The sequence below is a fragment of the Longicatena caecimuris genome, assembly GCF_004341945.1.
In the GTDB taxonomy this organism is placed as follows: domain Bacteria; phylum Bacillota_I; class Bacilli_A; order Erysipelotrichales; family Erysipelotrichaceae; genus Longicatena; species Longicatena caecimuris.
The window spans coordinates 145,674-165,580 of record NZ_SMBP01000004.1 but is presented as its reverse complement, the minus strand read 5'-3'; the positions used below and the strand labels follow the sequence as shown (position 1 = coordinate 165,580).

General features: G+C 44.3%; 22 protein-coding genes and 1 pseudogene. 1 reads left to right on the top strand and 22 read right to left on the bottom strand.

Annotated elements, in window-relative coordinates; genetic code table 11:
* From ltrA to EDD61_RS04030, 6 genes and pseudogenes are all read right to left on the bottom strand, one after another.
* Window positions 1-878 (bottom strand): annotated as a pseudogene (gene ltrA / locus EDD61_RS14055) (group II intron reverse transcriptase/maturase); the annotation flags it as partial.
* A gap of 736 nt (window positions 879-1,614) precedes the next feature.
* A complete protein-coding gene (locus EDD61_RS04050) occupies window positions 1,615-2,682 on the bottom strand; it encodes a glycosyltransferase (protein ID WP_481277016.1) in 1,068 nt (355 codons plus the stop codon).
* 80 nt (window positions 2,683-2,762) lie between these two features.
* Entirely contained in the window at window positions 2,763-3,665 is a 903-nt protein-coding gene (locus EDD61_RS14160) for a collagen-like domain-containing protein (protein WP_117547856.1), read from the bottom strand.
* Between the two features lie 86 nt (window positions 3,666-3,751).
* The gene (locus EDD61_RS04040; RefSeq protein ID WP_132224129.1) at window positions 3,752-4,858 is read right to left on the bottom strand and encodes a patatin-like phospholipase family protein; all 1,107 of its coding nucleotides are present in this window, start codon (window positions 4,856-4,858) and stop codon (window positions 3,752-3,754) included.
* A gap of 175 nt (window positions 4,859-5,033) precedes the next feature.
* On the bottom strand, window positions 5,034-5,294 hold the full coding sequence (locus EDD61_RS04035; RefSeq protein WP_132224127.1) for a hypothetical protein: 261 nt from the start codon (window positions 5,292-5,294) through the stop codon (window positions 5,034-5,036).
* A 667-nt stretch (window positions 5,295-5,961) separates the two neighbouring features.
* Window positions 5,962-7,584 carry a recombinase family protein gene (locus EDD61_RS04030; protein ID WP_132224125.1) on the bottom strand — a complete coding sequence of 541 codons (1,623 nt, stop codon included), beginning with the start codon at window positions 7,582-7,584 and terminating at the stop codon, window positions 5,962-5,964.
* A gap of 216 nt (window positions 7,585-7,800) precedes the next feature.
* Between EDD61_RS04030 and EDD61_RS04025 the strand changes: the two genes are divergently transcribed.
* Window positions 7,801-8,229, top strand: a complete 429-nt coding sequence (locus tag EDD61_RS04025) for an HTH domain-containing protein (protein WP_132224123.1) — start codon at window positions 7,801-7,803, stop codon at window positions 8,227-8,229.
* Between the two features lie 54 nt (window positions 8,230-8,283).
* On the opposite strand, the gene EDD61_RS04020 is transcribed toward EDD61_RS04025, so the two are convergent.
* The 16 genes from EDD61_RS04020 to EDD61_RS03940 form a co-directional block, all read right to left on the bottom strand.
* Complete coding sequence (locus tag EDD61_RS04020) at window positions 8,284-8,481, bottom strand: transposon-encoded TnpW family protein (RefSeq protein ID WP_132224121.1); 198 nt, start codon at window positions 8,479-8,481, stop codon at window positions 8,284-8,286.
* Entirely contained in the window at window positions 8,478-9,332 is an 855-nt protein-coding gene (locus EDD61_RS04015) for an ATP-binding protein (RefSeq protein ID WP_132224119.1), read from the bottom strand. Before EDD61_RS04015 ends, EDD61_RS04020 begins: the two co-directional genes overlap by 4 nt.
* 63 nt (window positions 9,333-9,395) lie before the next feature.
* Window positions 9,396-10,295, bottom strand: coding sequence for a replication initiator protein A (locus EDD61_RS04010; RefSeq protein ID WP_207900962.1), 900 nt, complete (start codon window positions 10,293-10,295; stop codon window positions 9,396-9,398).
* Window positions 10,262-10,627: a cysteine-rich VLP domain-containing protein gene (locus tag EDD61_RS04005; protein ID WP_455769148.1), complete on the bottom strand. Its 366-nt coding sequence runs from the start codon at window positions 10,625-10,627 to the stop codon at window positions 10,262-10,264. The genes EDD61_RS04010 and EDD61_RS04005 overlap by 34 nt, the downstream gene beginning before the upstream one ends.
* A 10-nt stretch (window positions 10,628-10,637) precedes the next feature.
* Window positions 10,638-12,269 (bottom strand): relaxase/mobilization nuclease domain-containing protein, encoded by a 1,632-nt coding sequence (locus EDD61_RS04000; RefSeq protein ID WP_132224115.1) that lies wholly within the window; start codon window positions 12,267-12,269, stop codon window positions 10,638-10,640.
* Window positions 12,241-12,636, bottom strand: coding sequence for a plasmid mobilization protein (locus tag EDD61_RS03995; RefSeq protein ID WP_132224113.1), 396 nt, complete (start codon window positions 12,634-12,636; stop codon window positions 12,241-12,243). The genes EDD61_RS04000 and EDD61_RS03995 overlap by 29 nt, the downstream gene beginning before the upstream one ends.
* A gap of 572 nt (window positions 12,637-13,208) precedes the next feature.
* Window positions 13,209-13,607 carry a winged helix-turn-helix domain-containing protein gene (locus EDD61_RS03990; protein ID WP_207900961.1) on the bottom strand — a complete coding sequence of 133 codons (399 nt, stop codon included), beginning with the start codon at window positions 13,605-13,607 and terminating at the stop codon, window positions 13,209-13,211.
* A gap of 36 nt (window positions 13,608-13,643) precedes the next feature.
* Window positions 13,644-13,856, bottom strand: a complete 213-nt coding sequence (locus EDD61_RS03985) for a helix-turn-helix domain-containing protein (protein WP_004056518.1) — start codon at window positions 13,854-13,856, stop codon at window positions 13,644-13,646.
* Window positions 13,843-14,286 (bottom strand): RNA polymerase sigma factor, encoded by a 444-nt coding sequence (locus EDD61_RS03980; protein ID WP_004056520.1) that lies wholly within the window; start codon window positions 14,284-14,286, stop codon window positions 13,843-13,845. Before EDD61_RS03980 ends, EDD61_RS03985 begins: the two co-directional genes overlap by 14 nt.
* 38 nt (window positions 14,287-14,324) lie before the next feature.
* Window positions 14,325-14,945, bottom strand: a complete 621-nt coding sequence (locus EDD61_RS03975; protein ID WP_132224111.1) for an HAD family hydrolase — start codon at window positions 14,943-14,945, stop codon at window positions 14,325-14,327.
* Window positions 14,935-15,537 (bottom strand): sugar O-acetyltransferase, encoded by a 603-nt coding sequence (locus EDD61_RS14155; protein WP_016220908.1) that lies wholly within the window; start codon window positions 15,535-15,537, stop codon window positions 14,935-14,937. The genes EDD61_RS03975 and EDD61_RS14155 overlap by 11 nt, the downstream gene beginning before the upstream one ends.
* 11 nt (window positions 15,538-15,548) lie before the next feature.
* Window positions 15,549-16,148 (bottom strand): HDOD domain-containing protein, encoded by a 600-nt coding sequence (locus tag EDD61_RS03965; protein WP_004056527.1) that lies wholly within the window; start codon window positions 16,146-16,148, stop codon window positions 15,549-15,551.
* 75 nt (window positions 16,149-16,223) lie between these two features.
* A complete protein-coding gene (locus tag EDD61_RS03960) occupies window positions 16,224-16,454 on the bottom strand; it encodes a hypothetical protein (protein WP_004056529.1) in 231 nt (76 codons plus the stop codon).
* Between the two features lie 97 nt (window positions 16,455-16,551).
* Entirely contained in the window at window positions 16,552-17,463 is a 912-nt protein-coding gene (locus EDD61_RS03955; RefSeq protein ID WP_004056530.1) for a helix-turn-helix transcriptional regulator, read from the bottom strand.
* A 378-nt stretch (window positions 17,464-17,841) separates the two neighbouring features.
* The gene (locus tag EDD61_RS03945; protein WP_008978079.1) at window positions 17,842-18,492 is read right to left on the bottom strand and encodes a threonine/serine exporter family protein; all 651 of its coding nucleotides are present in this window, start codon (window positions 18,490-18,492) and stop codon (window positions 17,842-17,844) included.
* Window positions 18,492-19,817 (bottom strand): M18 family aminopeptidase, encoded by a 1,326-nt coding sequence (locus tag EDD61_RS03940; RefSeq protein WP_008690341.1) that lies wholly within the window; start codon window positions 19,815-19,817, stop codon window positions 18,492-18,494. Before EDD61_RS03940 ends, EDD61_RS03945 begins: the two co-directional genes overlap by 1 nt.
* Window positions 19,818-19,907 lie beyond the last annotated feature (90 nt).

Below are 19,907 nucleotides of genomic sequence, written 5' to 3'. Positions count from 1 at the left end.
AATGACTTTTCCGTTGGTGTTACTAAAAAGTATGGTTTCCCATCTTTCTTTCTCTTTCTCCAATGTTGAAAATCAAATCCTACGAAAGTAAAATCGTCATCATGAAAATCTACTATCTTTGTCTTGTTCATGGCTATTTCCAATCCTAATTCTTGGATTACTTTTTGCGCCAGTTCTCCTGCCTCTATGATTTTCTCTTCACTTTCCGCAAACAGTAGAAAATCATCGGCATATCTTACAAAGTAGATTCCTGCTTTCGCCAGTTCCCAGTCCAGTTCATTCAAATAGATGTTTGCCAGTAATGGAGAGATTACTCCTCCCTGTGGTGTTCCACTATTTGTCTCAAGATATTTTCCTTCTTCCATATATCCTGCTTTCAGCTATTTCCATATGAGGTTCAGCACTGTACCATCTGCGATATATTTATTCAATACGCGCATTAACTGTTTATGTGGGATATTATCAAAGAATCCTTTTATATCACAGTCGTAGATATAATTTCTTCCTTTTTCTATATTCCACAGTATCAACTGCATTACTTTCTCCATACCATAATTTGGTCTGTATCCACAGGAACATTTATGAAAGATTCCATTCTCAAACTTTGGACTTAGTATATTCACTAGGGTCTGTTGTATGATTCTATCTTCTATCACAGGTATTCCAAGTGGTCTTTTACCTCCACTCTTCTTAGGTATATACACTCTTCTTACAGGTGCTGGTGTATACGTTTTTGTCTTAAGTTTTTCTAGGATTTCAAGGATTCTTTCTTCCGACTTTTTATCAAATTCCGCAATGGTCTCCCCATCTATCCCTCCGCTTCCTTTATTTGTCTTTACTTGTTTCCATGCCTCCCTCAGTTTCCTGTCTCTTAGCATTTGACCATATAAAGAATGCCACTTTAATTTTAGTGGTTCGTTCATAAAACTCTTTTCCTCCTTCCCCACACATTTGGTTCGTCTATACCTCAGTATCGTGACCATTGCCATTGTGTGAAATTTAGTTAAGTCGCATAAGGTCAAGCCTCTTCACATTCAGTCAAGCTTTGGTTTCTTGACCTACTCCGCTACTACAAGCTTGTCTGACTACTCCATACGTCTTATGAATTTCGCATTACGCTTATATCATAAGACCCTTTGCGAGTATGGAGTCCTCACAGGGTCATCGCTATATCCCTACTGACATGCCAACTATCATCACGTTAATACTCCTATCTTCCCATCCAATTCATTGAAGAAGATTAGTACATAGACTTCCCATTTTTTCGCATGGTCGCCAAGTATTCCCGCCGCCTATATAGTTCACACTACATTTCGGCCTGCCAGTCCGTCTATGGACCTCTCGGTTATCCACAACTCCTTCATACGATTTCTCACAAAACCGCACTAGTTTAGACTTTCTGTCTTGCATTGGAGCTCAACAGAGTAGGACTTTCACCTACATGACACCTATCTTTTCAGGATTCATTTATTTTCGTTTATACTCTGTATCGTAAATACAATCCTTAATAAGAAAGAAAATTCAACCATGCCTGTACATGGTTGAATTATAGCGACTGCCTGTCGCACAAAAAGTCATTCACCTTTTATGAATGACCCTTTCCCTTGATTATTTTTATTTCATTTCAAAAAATCGCCGATTCTGTTCTACTTCTCGACTCTTAGGCTTATACACTCCGGCCAATTCGTTATATTGAACCGCTCGATCCTTATCCCCTAAACGCCACCAGCAGACACACAATTGAATGGCTGGTATATACCCATAACAATCTTCACGAATAAAAGCACCACTGGTTTCATTCATCGGTACTTTCATAGCACATTCATACCAAAAGATAGCCTCTTTATACTTCGCTCTATCCATAAAATGCTTTGCGATATCGCAACATAACTCGGCGTGTGGTACTTCATATTGTAAAGAGCATAAAAAACTTTCTAATGCCTTTTCTTCTTTATGCAAGGCATAGTAACAATATCCCAGCATCTCACAGGCATCAATTTTATTTTCTATCCAGCCGCTATCTTCTTTTAAAAACTTTTTGAATGCTTTAACGGCATCTTTATAGCGCTTATGATAGTATAGCTCTCTGGCATAATAAAACTGTTCCCGCGGATTTAACTTTTTTCCTTTATCCAACATAGCTTCAAAGATGCGCAAATTGCGATTGGCATCACTCACATGCACCTTGCGATGACAGATTCCGATATCGGTATAAAGCAGTCTGCCTGTTAAGGGAATCACTTCATGAATTTCCCCTTCCCATAAATGCAATTCTTCCCGTTTTACCATACGTTCCCGATAATACGAAAAAGAAGGATTTCCATCTTCATCAAACGCCGTATGATATTTCATCATAACGATGGAAACTTTTTTATCTAGTTCTTTTTTTAGTTTCTGTATCTTCTCAATATCCTCATTTTCTACCACATCATCCGCATCCAGCCACATACAATACTCCATACTCGCCTTGGAAAAAGAAAAGTTACGAGCCTTGCTGAAATCATCACACCATGAAAAATCATATAACTTATCCGTATACTTCTTTGCGACTTGCTTTGTCTTATCCGCACTTCCCGTATCGACGATGATGATTTCATCCGCAAACTTCTTTACACAGTCTAAACATCTTGCCAATACATCTTCTTCATTTTTTACGATCATACATACACTGATGCTTATCAACGATATTCATCCCCTCTCTCTCAAAGAAAAGGATAGTTTCCCATCCTTTCACTGTGCATTAGTTATAGACATAATAAGAACTAACGTATCTGATAAATAATCAAATATGCATTTACGGTATGATGATTGCTACAAGATTCTATCGTATTGTGGCAGTCTGATACCAAACGAATGCTATTGTTCGGATGCAATTCTAACATGACACAGCCTCTTACAAATTGGTTTTCGCATACTAATGGCATGCGGGATTCTTCTAACAATTCTTCATTATTAATTTCTAAAGCAAATGCATCGCCATCACATACCGAAGAACTGATTAAAACACCATATTCCGCGATATACGTGCCTTCCTGTTGTGCAATCAGACTTGTATAATCATTTGAAATCGTAAAGCCATCACTGACATTGCCGCAATCAAACACCAAAGCATCTTGAGGACATAGTGATTTTGGTGTAAATGATGTTAGCGATGCGGATGCATAATGGATGATAGGTGCACTTTCTCCGGCAGGTCCGGTGTTTCCTTGCGGTCCCATAGGCCCTGTTGCACCAGTAACACCGGTTGCGCCGGTATTTCCCATAACTCCTTGTATACCTTGTGGTCCGGTAGGTCCAGTAGGCCCCTGAATACCTGGCACTCCTTGTGGACCAGTTACTCCTTGCGGACCTCGAATGCCTTGTAAGCCTTCTCTGCCTTGTTGGCCTTGTAATCCTCTGGGACCCTGTGGACCTCTTGGTCCTCTTGGACCCATGGGACCTGTTGGCCCCATACCTGGCTGAGGGCACCATGCCTCTTGGTTTCGATAATCTTCCATTGGATGAAAATCATCATAAGCACAATTGCCATCCGGATAATCATAATTACCGTTATAGCCAAAATCCGCCTCATTTCCTCTATCATCACAGTTACCATAATCGAAACGGTTTTCATCATTTGGATGATGCTCATAGCCGTAGTCGTTTCCATATCTGTTCTGGTACATAACATTCCCCTTTCCCTTGTACGCTTATCACGTTCAATCCACTATATGCAGGTATCGGGATAGTTGTGCCGATGAAATCGCACAGTTCATGATATATGACCAGAACAAAGAGAATTCAACTTGGCTACTTCATAACCATGGCGCAAAATACGTTCAAAATCATCTTTCTTTACCCGCTCTAAGGTCGTCTTATAAGAACTTACGCGTAATACATCACTTTCCTTTAGCGATGCATGAAGCAATTCTTGTTTACGGGCAAAAGATATATCACAATGACGCAGCATATCCTTACTTTGACTGCCTATTTGTAAGAAAAGTCCTTGTTTATTTTGCTCCATAAAATCTATTACTTCCTGCTTACGGAGGAGCTGGCTTTGTGTCATACTGATTGCTAATAATCGTTTTAGATTACTGAATGAGTATCCAATGGTCCGCATCTTGTGCTCCAGCTTGTCCATAGATGCATTACTGACAATAAGATAATTAATATCTGGACACAGCTTATTTTGCCCTTGAAAGGAAAAAAGCGGGTCTAAGCCCATATTATCATAAACACCGCCATCCCATAGATGCAGGGTTTCATCTCTTACCCGAACAATCATAGAGCCTGTAACATCACTCCATACATACGCTTTTGTCTTTAATGTATATGGTCCGATGAAAACAGGAAAACCGGCACTTGCACAAATCGCATGACTAAGAGGAAAGCGCGGACGTTGCACAAAGCTATACTGTGAGCCCATTCGCTTTGCGGATATGCGAAAATCTTTTCCCGTTTCATAAGCAGTTGTATTGATGGTCCATAAAGGAAGTGTCGGGATATCTTGTAAACAGGCCGTGATCTTCCATCGTTTTTCCATGACATGCGCTAACAGATTTGCTTTTTTATTCCAATAATAAGGGGATACAATAAGCCTGCATAAAGCCGTCCATTGAATATCTTTTGTGATAATATCACGTTTCATAGCCGGAAGAACTTTTGATAAAAATGTTACATCGGATGGCCATTGATTATCATTGTTCGCAAAAATCAGACCTACTGCAATACTTGCCCCGGATACACTTGAAATATGGTGAATCCTTTTCAGCAAACCTTGCTCAGCAAGCCATTTTAAGACACCTAAATGAAAGATGGCAGCACGCATACCGCCACCAGATAATGCCAACCCTATTTTCATATTCTGTTTCAACATGATATAGCCCCCTTTATAGTCTATGCCTAGGATTTTGCCAATATGAAAGGACATGGACCATATCGTACATGCTTTACGATGCGCTGATGAAGCATAGAAAAAAGAGGTGTAACCTCATCAACTTGTCAATCTTGTCTATTTCGTTACATCCTCTTCCATGCATTTGCAAATATCCTTATCCTTGCTCTTTAGGAAATAGTGCCTGACGCACATAACGCTGAGCCTCTTCTAAATCATCATTTCTTACATAAAGCTTATATGCTATGCTCATATCATAAGAAGAGCCTTTTATGACTTCTTCCGTATACTCATCATGAACCTTCGTCGTTTTAACGGTGTATTCTATACCATGTAATGCTAACGTACGAGTTACTTTATCCAAGTTTTCTTTCGTATACGTTATAAATACTTCACTGCGATTAAATACATGTAACATCTTCTTCATCTCCCTTTTCTTATCCTTACTATAGTGCTGCAAGTGGATTTGGTTACATAGAAAATCACCTTATGCGTTTCAAAGTATGCTACTTGATCTTTTTTTCTTGTTTGCTGTTGTGACAAGCATTCCTACTAAGATCGTAAACGTCTGTTTATCTTCAGCAATCAAAAAGGCATCGTTCATAAAGAAATTTACTTTCCCATAATATTTTTTCGCTTATCTTCGAAATGCCTGTTATCCTATTTTTATTATAACGGTTATTTCCATAAAATGTCAGTAAAACATGATAGAATATAAAGCTTTAAATAATACTATAGTATTAAGATGAAAGAGGCTGTAATAGTTGTTTGATGCATAACCGCTTGATGATGGATTCCTTTATTCGCATTCTATATAATGCATAAACCAATTGATGATATATACATGCAAAAGTATTCTTTGGAAGCGAACTCGGCTGTTTTTTTTCGCATACATATATAAAAATACGATGATTGACTTGCTTTGATCGTAGCATTTCCTTATTGTGCTTTCAATCCTACGCCGATAGAAAAAAGTGACAGATTGCTCCATCACTTATGTATTTGCTCATGTGAGATAAAGAAGTAAAAGAAGTGTAAAAAATTTTGCCGTTCCCTGTCCGGCTGACTGCCGGACGGGTCGGGCTTTAGTCGGGCAATTCTACCTTGCCGACAAAAGAGTAATAGATTTCGATTTCCTGTCTGCGGAGCTTCCCCCGGCGTTTCCCGTCAAGGGCTTCCGATTCGTGGATTACGATTTTCTCCACAAACTCCCGCAACAGGGTAGGGGTGAGTTCCTCAAAGCTGGTGTACTTGCGTACCACTTTCATAAACTTTTCAGCGTTTGCCGTGGCTTCCAGCGTTTTAGAAAGTTCGCTCTGCAAAGCGGCGGCTTTCTCTTTCAGTTCCTTTTGCTCGGCTTCGTAGTCTGCCGAAAGCTCCGTGAAACGCTCGTCCGATATGCGCCCGGTCACGCTGTCCTCATACAGCCGCTTGAAGATAGCGGAGAGTTCCGCAATCCGTTTTTCTGCCGCTTCCAGTTCTTTCTTCTTGGCGGCGTTGCGGCGTTTGCTCCCGTCCTCGGTCTGCTCGGTCAACAGCTTCATGAACCGGGCTTCGTGCTTGGCGGCGTAGCTGGTGACTTTCCGTAGGTTCTCGGTCACTCCGGCGGTTAAAAGGTCGGTGCGGATAAAGTGCGCCGTACAGTCTGCCGTGCGCTTCTTGTAGCTGCCGCATATGTAACAGTCCTGTTTCCGCTTGTCCGTCTGATACCTCTGCTGGTACATGACGCTTCCGCAATCCGCACAAAACAGTATGCCAGAAAACAAGCCCACTTCATCATAGCGGTTGGGGCGTTTGCGCTGCTTGCGTAGCTCCTGCACACGCTCCCATGTGTCCTTGTCGATTATCTGCTCGTGATGGTTCTCGAAGATTGCCTGTTTGTCCTCGCTGTTGTAGATAATCTTGCTGCACTTGTAGGATTGCGTGGTGGTCTTGAAGTTCACAAGGCAGCCCGTGTATTCCCGGTTTTCAAGGATATGCACCACGGTGTTCGCCGCCCACTTGCACTCATAGCCGGGGTGGTAGCGGCGGGTTCTCCCTGTCCGGCGGTATTCCAGCGTTCCCGGCGTGGGGATTTCCTGCTCCGTGAGCATACGGGCTATCTTGGTCGGACCGTTCCCGGCAAGGCAAAGGCTGTATATCTGCTTCACCACGGGGGCGGCTTCCTCGTCAATGATGAAATTTTCGTCCTCGTCCATGAGGTAGCCGTACACGGGCTTGCTTGTGACAGGCTTCCCACTCATGCCTTTTGAGCGTTTTACCGCCCGGATTTTCTTGCTCGTATCCCTCACCAGCCATTCGTTAAAAATATTACGCAAGGGCGCAAAGTCATTCTCGCCCTGTGCGCTGTCAACGCCGTCATTGATTGCAATGAAACGGACGCCGTTCTGTGGGAAAATCATTTCCGTGTACATTCCCACTTGTAAGTAGTTCCGCCCTAACCGTGACATATCCTTTACGATAACCGTTCCCACAAGCCCCGCTTCAATGTCGGCAAGCATGGACTGGAAGCCGGGTCTTTGGAAATTTGCCCCGGAGAATCCGTCGTCCGTGTACCATTTGAGGTTGGAAAAGCCGTTCTGTTTTGCGTAGGCTTCAAGGATTCGCTTCTGGTTGCTTATGGAGTTGGATTCGCCTTGAAGCGTGTCCTCGTGCGACAATCTCGGATATAGGGCGGTAATCAGTTTTTGGGTGGTCTGTCTTGTCATGGTTTCCTCCATTTCCGACAGCCAGCCCCACTATTCCGTAGGTTTATTATACCATAGGGCGGGGCTTGCTGTACAGTCCTTTTTGCTACTTTATGTCGAAAAATATCACGTTTTTTTAACAAGGTTTATCACAATAAATGCGTGGTGGAAAATTGGGGCTTCATGTGCTATACTTTACTAAAATCAAAAACCAATTTACAGACAGAGAGGGTCAACATGGACGAAAAAAACAATGTAACAGAGCAGTTAAAGGAACTTATTACCATACACGGTTTTAACAAAAACACGCTTTCCCAATATTTGGGATTACCGCTGGACAGCATAGAGGATTTGTCGAATGGAAACATTGACTTTCTGCCGGACGATTGCTCATATCGGTTTAGGCTGTTTAACAAAATCTCGTTCCTTTATGCAAGCGCAACAGAGGACAAGGATTTGAAATTAACCGCATTTTTACAAGTGCTTCTTTCACATCATGGCTTGTCTAAGAAAACGGTTGCTGCTATGGCTGGTGTGGAAACAAAAGACATTGAAAGACTTTTATCAAACCCGCCCAAAAAAGTATCTGAGGAAATCAAATTCAAAATAGCAGTTACCGTTATGTCATTGCGCTTTTTCTTGAAAGATTGTGAACCACAATTATAAATCCCCTGTTCCAGCGGTCACGCTCCCTGGCATGACCGCTTTCTCATGCCCGGTTTATGCGGTAAAAGGCGACTTGTGCCCGGCTGCGCTTTCTGCTTCCAGCACTTTCATCATCTTGTCGGTGGCGGTGGCGGTAGTGCCTTGTTTGAAATAGCCGGAAACCACAAGGACGGTGTTCCCCCGGCGTACTTCTGTCACGCAATCCGGGCGGCGGGCGGTGGTGGCGGTGCTTCTCTTGGGCGTGTCGGTCATAGGCAAATCTCCTTTCCGTTCAGCAGCTTTTTAAGGTGTTCCATTTTCTCCCGTGCTTTGGCTTTTCTGAAATTCTCCCCGGTAATGCGGACGGGGGTACACATTTCCGTAAGGCGGTCATATATCCGGGCGTGGGCGGTGTCCTCCGGGTTCTGCAATTCTTCCAGTGTCAAATTTGTTGTGACAATCAGCGGCTTGCCGCTGCGGTATCGGCTGTCAACCACGTTGTAAACCTGTTCAAGCCCGTATTCCGTGCCACGCTCCATGCCAAAATCGTCAAGGATAAGCAGAGGGAAGCTGCAAAGGCGGGCTATGTATTCGTTCCTGTCCTTGTAGCTGGCGGCAAGGTCATTGAGGATAAGGGCAAAGTTTGTCATGCACACGGAAACCTCTTTCTCCATGAGGGCGTTGGCGATACACCCGGCGAAATAGCTTTTGCCTGTGCCTACCATGCCCCATAACAGATAGCCGATATTCCCGGCTTTCATTTCCTCCCAACACTCTACATAAGCATGGGCTTTGTGCATTTGGGGGCATTTCCCGTTGTCGTTTTCAAACGTCCATTCCCGCATAGCCGGGTCGGTGAAGCCTGTCCGTTTCAGCCGTTCCACTTCCTCCCGGTGCTTGTATTCCCTATGGCTGGCTTCCAGCATTTCCCGGCGTTTTCTCTGGCAGTCACATTCTTTCGGGTGGCGGTCACGCCCGAAAAAGGTTTTGCCCTCCGGGAAGTAGGCTTCTTTGGGCTGGCGGCAGCTCCCGCAGTATAAAAGCCCGTCCTCCCCGGTGTAGTCCTCCGGCTCTGCTTCCTGTGCCGTGGCAAGCCGGAAAATGGCGTTATTGTAATCACACATAAAATCGTTCCTCCTTGTTCATGGTCTTTTACGCCCTGTTTACGGGGCGTTGTGTCTATGCGGTCAAAGGCTCTCGCCCTCTTTGTAGGAATAATCGGGGATTCCTTTCTTTCCTGTGCCTTTCCTGTCACGTCTTGCCCACATACGGACAGCGGCGGCATGGTTGGCGTACACTTTCCCGTAGGCGGCTATGAACTCGCTCAATTCCTCAATGAACCGTTCCAGCCTGTCCGGGTATTCCCCTTTCAGCTCCGCATACTCGGATTCGGAGAGGAAAAGGTTTTTATATCTGCCAAAGGGTGCGGGCTGCTCCCCACTCACTCCTTTTCGTTGGTTCTCTTTTAGTTGGTTTATAGTAAGTTGGTTAGGGGTCGGTTTTCCGTCCAACGCAAAGGTCGGTTTTCCGTCCTTATGAGGGTCGCTTTTCCGGCTATCAGAGGGTCGGTTTTCCGGCTGTATGGCTGTCATATGGTCGGAAAACTGTACCACTGGCATTTGCGGTATTTTCACATAAAGGCGGTTCGGTGCGGAGAAGCCCCGGCGTTCCCTCACCAGAAGCCCGGCAGCGTCCAGCTCGTTCAGTGCGCTTTTTATGGCGGTGCTGCCTTTATCCAGCGTTTCCGTTATCTCCGAAACGGGATAGACAATATATGTCCTGCCCTCGCTGTCCTGCCAGCCGTTCTTCTGTGAGAGGGTGGAACGGTCAAGAAGCAGCCCATAGAGCAGCCTTGCGGTATGCGACAAGTCCATTTTCAGCAGAAAATAGGGATAGGGCAGAAAACGGGGCAATATGGTGTCGGCTGTGATGTAATCGGTTATGGTTCTCACCTCCTGTCTGTGGCTTCCTGTTACGCAGTTAAAACGCTGTTTTCGGGGGTAAAGGATAAATGTATCGGCTACCCTTTGAGGGCGGTCAAAAAAGCCTTGATTTACGGGGGTCTGGAATATCCTAAAGCGTGACATTTATCCCTCTGTTTCCGCTTGCGCTGTGCGGCTTTGATTCTTTTCATGCGTCCGGCGCACTCCGGGCAGTATTTCCCCCGGTTTGACTTGGGGAGAAAATACCCGCCGCACTCGGTACAGCGTTTCCTGTCTGCCCGGTGGAGCAGGGCGGCTTCCAGTTTCCCGTCCAGCGGCAGAACGGCGGTAATGAACCAGCGGCATAAAAGGGAATAGCTGATACTCTGGACGCATACGCAAGGCTCGCCGTTATCCAGCAAGATACAGTTACCGTTATCATAGTTACAGCACTCATGCACAAGGCGGCGGGCGGCTCTGTACTGTGGGTAGTCCATGCAGGGGCGTTTACCGTTCATTTTCCCGCCCCTTTCCCCGTTCCGGCTCACGGCGCAAGATTTTGTCAAGATTACTTTTCACGGTCTGCAATTCCCGGACGTTCTCTTTCTTCTCCCGGTACTCGTTGTAAAGGGCGTTTTTCTCTTTGGTAAGCTGCTCAATCTCCGCTTGTAAGGTCTTGGAAGCTGGCAGCTTTGGGATTCCCTGTGCCTTGAAATACCGGGCGGCAGATTCGGAAATGATAAACTCGCTTTCGTGCTGCTCCCGGTAGGCTCTCCGGGCTTTCTCTGTTTTCTGCGCCCGCAGTCCGTCACGGGCTGGCTTGGTCTTGATATACGCCAATAGCTGTTTCTGCAAGTCCTTTTTCTCCCGCAAGGTGCTTTCCACGGCTTTCAGTTTCCCGGTAGTTTCATGCAATCCGGCACTGGCGGCGGCAAGGGCGGCTTCCAGTTCTTCCGGGGAAGAAAAGCCGGATTCCTCGTAAACGCTCACGGTAGCCGCCATTTGCTTCAAGTTGTACAAGGTCGCCCATTTCTCGTAGCCTTTCCCCTTGCCCTCGGCTTTCTTGGCGGCTATGTCTACCATGCACTGTACGCCGTCTTGTTTCGGGGCGTTTATGGCGGCTTTGTTACGCTGTAAGCGGTCTTTTATGCTCCGGGGGTATTCCTGTTTGGGTGTGGGCGTTTCGGCGGCTCTGGCGGCGTTCTGTGCGTTTATGGTGAGTGTTTCCAGTATGGCGGCTCGGTCAAAATCATCACCCAGTTTCCGGGCGGTGATGGGCTTCGTCCTGTCCGGCGTGAGATATGACAATCTTCCCCGGCTCTCCTTGACGGTCACACCCTCCCGGAGCAGCAGAGAGGAAAAGTCGTCAAAGGTGGCAGCGGCGACAAGGGCTTTCCGTATGGTCTGCCGTAGCTTCTCCTTGTCGGTTTCAAACTTAGTCTGCTTGGTCGGCTCTCCTGCGGTGGCTTGGGAAGCGTTCTCTTTATCCAGTGCGGCTTGTCCTTTCCGCTTCGCCCAATACTCACGCTCGGTAATGCGATTTTTGCTCCCGTTCAGCAAGTCAATCTGATAGAGGTTTTCCCGGTGGCACATCTCCATGACTTCCGCTTTGAAGTATTCCATAGCTGCGTCCGTACAGCGGTGCTTGCAGCCCTCCCTTGTGTCGGCTGGTCTTTCCATGTAGGGAAGCAGCGGCACTTCCGCAATCCGTAGGGAATTGATTACGATATGCACATGAATGTTGCCGCTGTGGTTATGCCCGTCCGGGTGGGTGCATACAAGGGCTTGGTGTCCGGGGAAATGCTCTTTACAGAACTGCTCGCCTAACTCCTGCGCCCGGTCTACGGTCAAGCCGTTGTCTGGTGCGTCACGGGGGTCAAAGCTGATGATATAGTGGTGGCTCTTTACGTCCTCCCGTTTCTGGTTTTTGCCGTATTTGAGATTGGAGCGCATACAGGCGATTGCAAAATCTTCCTCACCGCAATTCAGAGAGGAAATGCGGTAATCGTCACGGAGAACAAGCCGCCCGTTTCCGTCCAGTGTGGGCTTCATGGTAAACTCGTCATGCTCAAAGGTTAGGTACTGTTCAGCCGCCCCATAATCGGCATTTTTAGAGCTGATATGTTTGAATGTTGCCAACGGCTTCACCTACTTTCTGCAAGACTTCAAACTTCAAGGCGGCAAGCTCCGCTGTGGCGGCTCGTACCTCTTTTGAGAGAGCGTTATAGGGTGCGCCGTACTCGTTTAGACAGCGGGCAATCTGGTTCAAGTTGCCGCCGATTTTCCCGTACTCGGCTGTAAGTTTCCCAACGGCAGAGAGTAACTCATCATTGACCGGGGAAACAGTAATGACCGGGCGTATGCTTGACTTAATGAGGGCTTGTCGGATAAATTCGGCTTGGCTCATTTTGCAGAGGGTGACACGCTCGGAAAACTCGACGTATTCTTCCTCGGTCAAGCGTGTCTTGATTATCCTGTGGCGGTGGGGCGTGTTATATTTCTTCATGGCTGTGAACCTCCTTTCGTGGGTGGATTTTTTCAAGCGGCGCAAGCCGCAAAAAGGCGGGCTTGGGGTGGCAACCCCAACAAGATTCCCATAGGACAAAATGAGCCGGTAGGCGAAATTTGGTACTGTGGTAGAATCTTGCTCTAAGAAAGTGGCGGCTTCCTCTGTGTGGGCTTTTGCTGATACCCCCGGCTTGTTCGGCGTGGATTCTGCCAACTATGCGGCGGTATTTCTCCCTCTATTACTTACTACGCACGGCAAGGCAAATCTGGCAAAGTTCCCCGGAATTTCTTTTCGTGTTTTCATAATAGCATTTGACAAAAACGGAAGAATCAGTTCCGTTTTGCAGTGATATACGGACGGTTTCAAAAAATGCCAAACTTTCCGGCAATTATTTTTCCCCTTATTACCTACTACGGGAAAAAAGAAAATTTAGGCAATGTTTTCCGAAAGTATTTGAATTAATTTATTGCGGCGCAAAATCCGGCTTGGTTTTGGGCGCAAAAAAACAGGAAACCTTTTCTTGATTTCCTGTCTTTGGCTGCCGCTGATGGGCGGCGGTTATTCTGTTATCATTCCCCGGAAGCAAACTTGTAGCCCACGCCTAAAACGGTCTTTATGTAAGTGGGCTTGCCACTGTCCGGCTCTATCTTTTTCCGTAGATTGCATATCACATTTGCCACATTTGACTGGCAGCTTTCGCTTTCCATGCTCCACACGGCTTCAAAGATTTGCGCCTTTGTGAATACCCTCCCCGGACTGGCGGCAAGGTAGCAAAGTGTGCCGTACTCTAAACGTGTGAGAGGAATGTCTGACCCGTCTTTCAGTACCCGGCGTTGGTGTAATCTGATTTCCAATCCCGGAAAAGTAAGTGCCGGGGAGTGGGGCGGCTGCATGGCTTCCAGCGGTATCATATCGGCAAGGGCGGCTATGGCTTTCTCAACCGCTTTTTCTTCGGTGTCGTTAAACATAAGCATAACTATTTTTGCGACAAATCTCACCTCCTGTTAGGTAGGCTGTCCGTCAAAGCGGAACTGGAACAGGGCAGCGATAAGCCGCCGTTTAATGTTGTCCTCGGTGTCCTTGTTGACCTGTCCGTTTTCAAGGGAAGCAAGCCGGATTCGCTTGCTGTAATGCCGTAAAACCTCGTCAATGGCTTCCGGCTCTCCGCTGGTTGCTCTGACAATAGTTTCATACGGTACAAGTTTAGGATTCCTCATGGAAAAGCACCTCCATTTCCTTATGCAGCATTTGCAAGGCACTGTGTATGTGATGCCACGCCGTACTCCGGCAGCGTCCGTATAGTTCCCCGATTTCCTGCTGTGTGTAACGTCCAAAAAAGTATAGGTAGATGATTTCCCTCTTTTTCTCCGGCAGAGAGGACAGAGCTTCGGCAAGATTTCCATTTGTGAGGATAACCCTCTGACCACATATCGTAACAGGGTATTGCTTGTAAGGGTCTATGAAATATGTGTCTGACGTACAAAATGGATAAAACTTTTCTTCTGTGAGGTATTCAAAAGATATTTCCCTTTGCCGCCGCTTGTCCCTGTCACGCCATGCGTTGATTGCTGCATAGTGTATAACAATTCTGCAAAAAGCGTTAAATGTGTATTCGATATGTTCTTTGTATGCTTCCGAAGAAGTCACTGGCAATTCCCCCTTTCCACCACAATAGGAACTGTTATTCAAGCTATAAAAGATAACAAGTCGGCAGGTCTTTCCAAAAAATAATCTGCCCGTATGTGCTTATTATGGCTACCCCATACTGCCAAAGCAAAATCAATTCCAGCATTTTCTGCACTTATACTGTCATATTTGCTATCTCCGATATAAAGCACTTTCCTATGTTCTGTTTTTGATAATTCCACATATTTCAAAAGCGGTGCGGCATTGGGTTTATGTTCCTGTGTATCGTCCGCACATATGATTGTTTTAAAATAATGGCTGATACCAAACTGGCAAAAATCATGTGTAAATTCTTCCCTTGTCTTTGAGGTGACAATTCCCATTTTATAATCCAGACTTAGAAGATTTTTCAATAGTCCGGTTATTCCGTCAAATACTTTAATAGTATCTGCATATTTACACATATTTTTATCCCATAATTCTGTCGCATAGGAAATGTCTTTTATCTCAAGTTTTTTCAAAGCGTCTATCCCGGTAATCCCTAACGCAAATTTTAGTTCAGAGCATGGTATCTCTCTCCCCAACAATGCCCTTATGGTTTCCTGTAAGGAATGTAAGACAGCATATTCCGTATCAATCAGAGTACCGTCAATGTCAAAAACGATATGCTTATATTTCATGTAGCCGCCTTTCTTTGTCTGTATCAAAATGACGTATCACCCTGCATGGATTCCCTACTGCAACACAATTAGCCGGGATAGGGCGGTTTACAACACTTCCAGCCCCTATTACGCTGTTTTCTCCTATGGTGACTCCTGGCAGAAGAATACAGCCGCCGCCAATCCAGACATTATTTTCTATCTCTATCGGACGTGCATAGGTTCTAAAAAATGTTGTCTGGCGTTCCCTCCAATCCGGCACAAGCCTTTCCATTGGTAAAACAGGGTGCGAAGATGTATAAATCTGCACATTTGAAGCAATCAAAACCCTGTCACCAATTCGGATAGTTTTGTTATCCACAAAGGTACAATTCATATTGATTATCACATCATTTCCCAAAAAAATATTTTTTCCATAATCACAATGAAAAGGTGTGTCGATTGCCACATTTTCCCCAATTCCCCCCAACAGCTTCCGAAGAATGGAAGTGCGTTTTTCCATATCTCCATAATCAGAGAAATAATATTCCCGTGTTAATTCCCTTGTGCGGGCAATCTGCTTTAATGTATCGCTGTCCGCAGTTTCTAAAAAATCGCTTGCTTCGTAATACACAATATCCCTCCCTAACGAAAACTGTTTTCCACAACGCCCGGAAGCAGAGTATAAACAGAGCAGCCAATCTGTTCTTCAAACAGTTCTTTAATCTCTAAAATTTTTTTCCACCTGTCTATTGTCGCCGGGTGGATGCCGTACCGTATTGTCACATCTACGAATCTCTTTTCCAAAAGGCAGAACCCCGTAGGCATAGCCAATGCGTCACATAGCTGTACCAGACGGTCATAATCATCATATACCGCATTTGCAACAAAATCTTTCATAAACAGGTAATCCTCATCACTGACATCAAACTCTCCGATAGAAGTATCAATATCCTGTATCATAAATGCGTGGGATATACATATCTGTGCAGCTTTTCCCCACCCACGCTCCATACAGTAACGATAGCCGTCTATCAAATGCCTTTCCGAACTCACTCCGGCATAACGTCCAATATCATGTAACAGCCCGAAAAGATACGCCTGTTCAGAAGATAAATCTTTACAGTGTGACGCAATATTTTTACAGGCTTTGGCTACATACCGGGAATGGTCTACCCATGCCCCCGGATTGGACTGCGCCGCTTCCGTTAATGTCATTTCCACGGTTTGAATGTTTAGTTCCATTTTAACTCCTTTCAAAAGGGCGGGGCTGGCAGATAAACCGTCCAGCCCCTTTATGATGAAATATTTACAGACAAATCAACAATCCCCGGCATAGTATGAAACAATGCTCATATAGTCCGTTGGATTAGGAATTTCTAAAACAAACCGCAGGCAGTTTTTGTTTTGGCGGTACTGCCGCCACAAACTGTCCTGTACCCTTTCTTCCCCATTGATATTTCGTTTTTTACCGTCCGGGCAGAGCATATTTACTTTGCCGGTACAGGCATTGACCGTATCTAAAAAATTTTTCATGTTCAGAATGTTCATTTTTACCACCTTGAACCCACCTCCTGTAAATTGCTGATTTACTTTACAGGTATCATTATAATGCAGGAAGTGCAGGAAAAATATTTCATTTCTGCCCTTATCTATCACTATTCTGCCATTTCTTCCGATATTCTGTTGGTGAACAATGTGCGTACTCCCGAAAAACTTTTCCAAAATAGCTGCTGCTCCCCAAACCGCAGTCATGGCTGATAACTGTAACAGGTTCCTGCCCCTTAGCCAACATCTGACAGGCGGCTTGCAGACGGTAAGCCTTTATATAGTCTACGGGGGTCATGTGCAGACAGTCATGGAACACTCTGTAACATTCCCTTTCGCTTAGATATGCTGCCGCTGCAAGCTCCGGGATAGAAATTTTCTCCTTATAATGCTCGTGAATGTATATCATCATCAACTTTATTTTATCGTTGCTCTTGTTCTGTTCTCCCGCCTTTTCACGCATAGGGCGGGATAGTTCAAAAATCATTAGCCATATTTCCGTTAGGATTTCCCGAAGTCTTATTTCATACCCAAATTCATCACCGGAAAAATGAAATGCTTTAAGAATAAGTTTCAAAATGTTTTCTTCTGCTGCATTGCCCGGAAAAAAAGGAATTAGTTCAATCTGCGGGGCAGTTATAACAGGGGCGATATACTTTTGCTCAATCCTGTTTCCCTGTTCTCCGGCAAGTAGGGAAACATCAAAAATATGAAGTAGTTGTATATTCTTTTCCCACTGTGATATTGCTTTTGTCATATGGAGTACGTTGGAATTTACCATGCCGCCGCTTCCGGCAGGAAACAATAGCTTTCCTCCCGGCGTATCATATTCAATGCTGCCGCTTTCCATGTAAAAAAGTTCCACCGTTTTATGCCAGTGCCACGGAACATAACGCCCTATATACTTGTCAAGTTCCGCTCTCGAAGCGATATAGGGAAAATCCTTTTCAAAATTGGGAAGCAATTCTTCCTTGCTTCCAGTATAAAATTCAATGCTGTGTATATTTTTCATGTCTATTCACCTGTATATCTGCGGTTTCGTCTGTTTTATTAAATATACTGGAATAGCTCTGTGATTGTCAATCAATATAGCGTGTTCTTTAACATCAAAAAAGAAGGAATGAGCGGGATTCCGTAGTAGTCGGCATTGTGGTAATGTGCATAACTTGCTGTCTTATGGAGTTGTGGGAAAGTCTGTTTGCAGAATGTGGGAAAGCTGCACTTTAGCTTTTCCATGTTCTGTGAACGGACTTTTCCATGACGGAATAGCAAGTTATACACATTTCCACGGTGCTTATCTTTTGGTCTTTAGTTCTTTTGTTCGGAATAGTGTGGTGCTGGCGGTCTATCTCTTGTTTTCGGTTGCTTGCTTCTTTACCGTACATGAGCATTAGATTACGGCTTCAAACTGCGGCTTGATTTTTTTCTTTGTGATAAAGAAAGAAATGACTAACAACAAATAGGTGATATCAAAATTTGACGGTGATACCAGCTTAATGAAGACACACGCTAAGATTGTTGCGGCATCGACACGCATATAAAAGCTGCCAAATTGATAACGACGAATGATTCTGCGTTTGATCTTAAAGTTTTGAAAAGCGATAGCCCCAGCAATACAAGCAACGATTGCGTCAATTGCATAATTGGCCAGGTAATCTTTTGTCAACAGATTCTTTAAGAAGAATAAGACCATCGCAATCGCAAATACCATCCAAATACTGCCAATCTGCAGTTTCTCATAATCCTGATTGCGTAATTTCTTTTTCATTTCTTTATACACAGGACCTTTGGAATACTTCGCCACATAGTCTTTCAAATCGCGAGGAATCACAAGTTGTGGCTTTTTCTGTGCCTTCATGCCTTCCATACATTGTTCTAAAGCAATATTGGCAATGATACTTTTATCCAAGTCACTCTTTTTCGTATCCTCTAACAGATAATCATACAACCGATAAAAGGCTTTCTGATAATCTTCATCTAATTTCTTTACTAGATATAAATTATCAATATGCAGTTGTTTTCTTGCCTTTCCATCCGCCATTAGTTCTCTTGTACCTCAATGCTTTCACTATCGGTAATATGTAAATTGGTATTATAGAATGTAGTTAATGCTTTTACCATATAGTAAGAATCTTTAATACCGGCTGTTTCATAAGATGAATGCATTGCCAACTGAGGTAAACCGATATCTACGGTATGCATAGATACTTTCTGACTGGATAAGTTACCTAACGTACTTCCACCGGCTGCATCACTGCGATTAGCAAAGTATTGTACTGGTACTTCGGCTTTTTCACAAATACCGCCAAAGACCGCAGAACTGATAGCATCTGTCGTATATTTCTGATTTGCGCTGAATTTTACAACGATCCCTTTATTCATATATGTACAATTGGTAGCATCTGTTTTTTCCGGATGATTTGGATGTACCGCATGCGCATTATCACAAGAAACCATGAAGCTTTTTGCGACTGCTCGATAGTAATCTTCCTTTGTGAATCCCATGTTGTCATTTATACGCTGTAACACATCGTATAAGAAGGTTGAACATGCACCTTGTTTTGTCCCTGAGCCGACTTCTTCGTTGTCGAAACAAGCAAATACATTTACCGCATGAGTATTCCCTTTACTTTCTAATAATGCTTTTAAAGATGTAATGGCACACTGTAAGTCATCCAGTTTAGGGGATGAAATGAATTCTTCTTTTGCACCCCAGATAGATGGTGCCATACGATTATACAAATACAAGTCACAACCGAAGATGTTTTCTCTGGTAGTGCCTAAAGCATCGGCAATTAATTCATAATAATCATTTTCTGCACATTCTCCTGCGGAAAATAATGGCAATAGATCTACTTGATTATTGTATTTCATACCATTGTTTACATCGCGGTTCATATGGATTGCCACATTAGGAATTAATACAAGATCCTTATCGAAGCTAAGCAGCTTACTGACAAAGGTATTGCCTTCTTTTACTAAGACACGTCCGGCAATGGATAATGGACGATCCATCCATGTTGCACATAACATACCGCCATAGCCTTCTGTATTCAGTTGTACATATCCGCCTTTTCCTTTTAATTCCGCAACTTCTTTCACTTTGAAAGTAGGTGAATCGGAATGTGAGGAAGTTACCTGGAAATGATAATCATCTAAATCATTTCCTATCGCAAAAGCAATCAAACTGGAACCATTGCGTGTCGTAAAATATTTACCACCGCGCTTTAATTCCCAGCTTTCACACTCTCTTAATTCTTCATAACCAGCATTTTTTAACATTGCAGCCATTTCCGCAACAGCATGGAAACAGCTTGGACTTTTTTGAATGAAATCTAACACTTGTTTTGCAGTTTCTTTATACATATATAAGCCTCCTAAATTACTCGTTTGTATTATAGCATTTTTCCATGTACAAGCCAAACAAAAAGGCAAGACTCCTTAAGAATCTCACCT